The 1,213-nt window shown below is 28.3% G+C and carries 1 protein-coding gene; it reads left to right on the top strand.

The genetic code is table 11. The features are described from left to right. Positions 1-115: 115 nt before the first annotated feature. Positions 116-1,213 carry an IS4 family transposase gene (locus tag BUB42_RS16040; RefSeq protein ID WP_073022175.1) on the top strand — a complete coding sequence of 366 codons (1,098 nt, stop codon included), beginning with the start codon at positions 116-118 and terminating at the stop codon, positions 1,211-1,213.

Here is a 1,213-nt window from a genome sequence, read left to right as displayed (position 1 = left end):
TTTAGTACATGACAAAAATATATTTTACTGATTACCAGTAAAATAAACGACATTATATTAGGAAAAAAGACCGATGTTTTGTAAATTATAAGATTATTACCACATAATTTTTATAATGAAAAACACCAGTCTTGAGGGTAAAGATACTCCGCTTATTTCGTTTATACAAGGTCATTTCAATGGAGAATACAACTTGGCACGGGTCAAGCTTATTTGTTTATTTATAGTAGCTCTGTGCAAAATAAAGACAATTAATTATGACAGGTTGGCCTCGGGATTTGACACAAAAGCTAATAAAAATAGCTCTTATAGAAGAATACAAAGATTCATGAAGGAATTTGAATTTCCCATGAAAATAGTTAGTTCATTAATATTCAATTTATTACCATCTAAATCTAATTTGATATTGGTATTAGATAGAACCAATTGGAAATTCGGAACCAAAAACATTAACATTCTGATGTTGGGAGTTAGCTATAAAAATGTTGCTTTTCCATTGATGTTTAAAATGTTGGATAAAAGAGGTAACTCTGACACACAAGAGCGGATTACTTTAATTAAACTTTACATTGAATTGTTTGGAAAAGAAAGTATCGATTGTATTTTGGCAGATAGAGAGTTTGTTGGTGAGAAATGGTTAGAATTTTTGAACCAAAACAATATTAGGTACTATATCAGAATCAGGAATAATTTCAAAATTTATTCCTATCAAAAGCAAGAAGAGATTAAGGCTTTTTGGTTGTTCAATAATTTGAATATAGGTGAGTTTTATCATTATCCGAAAATTGTAGAATTACATGGACAAAGATGCTATCTCTCTGGAAGTAAAACAATTAATAGAAATGGAAAAATGGAATTTTTAATTATTGTTTCATTCAATAAACCAGAACAAGCAATGATTTATTATAAAGAAAGATGGCAAATTGAAACCCTTTTTAGAGGATTAAAAAGTAGTGGTTTTAACATAGAAGATACTCATGTGACTGATTTAGAAAGATTAGAAAAACTTTTCTCTTTAACAATGATTGCTTTTGTGTGGTGCTATAAAGTCGGAGACTATTTGGACGAAAATATCCAAAAAATAAAAATAAAAAAACATGGTAGAAGAGCTGTAAGCGTATTCAAATATGGATTAGATTATTTATCCAAATTCCTTTTAACGGGATTTAATTCATTAGAAAACAATATGTTCAGTTTTTTGTCATGTACTTAA

Source organism: Flavobacterium micromati (genome assembly GCF_900129585.1).
GTDB lineage: Bacteria > Bacteroidota > Bacteroidia > Flavobacteriales > Flavobacteriaceae > Flavobacterium > Flavobacterium micromati.
This window is presented reverse-complemented; position numbering and strand designations above follow the sequence as displayed.

Coding starts and splice junctions, on each gene's coding strand:
- BUB42_RS16040 (WP_073022175.1), top strand. CDS start 116: ATGAAAAACACCAGTCTTGAGGGTAAAGATACTCCGCTTATTTCGTTT.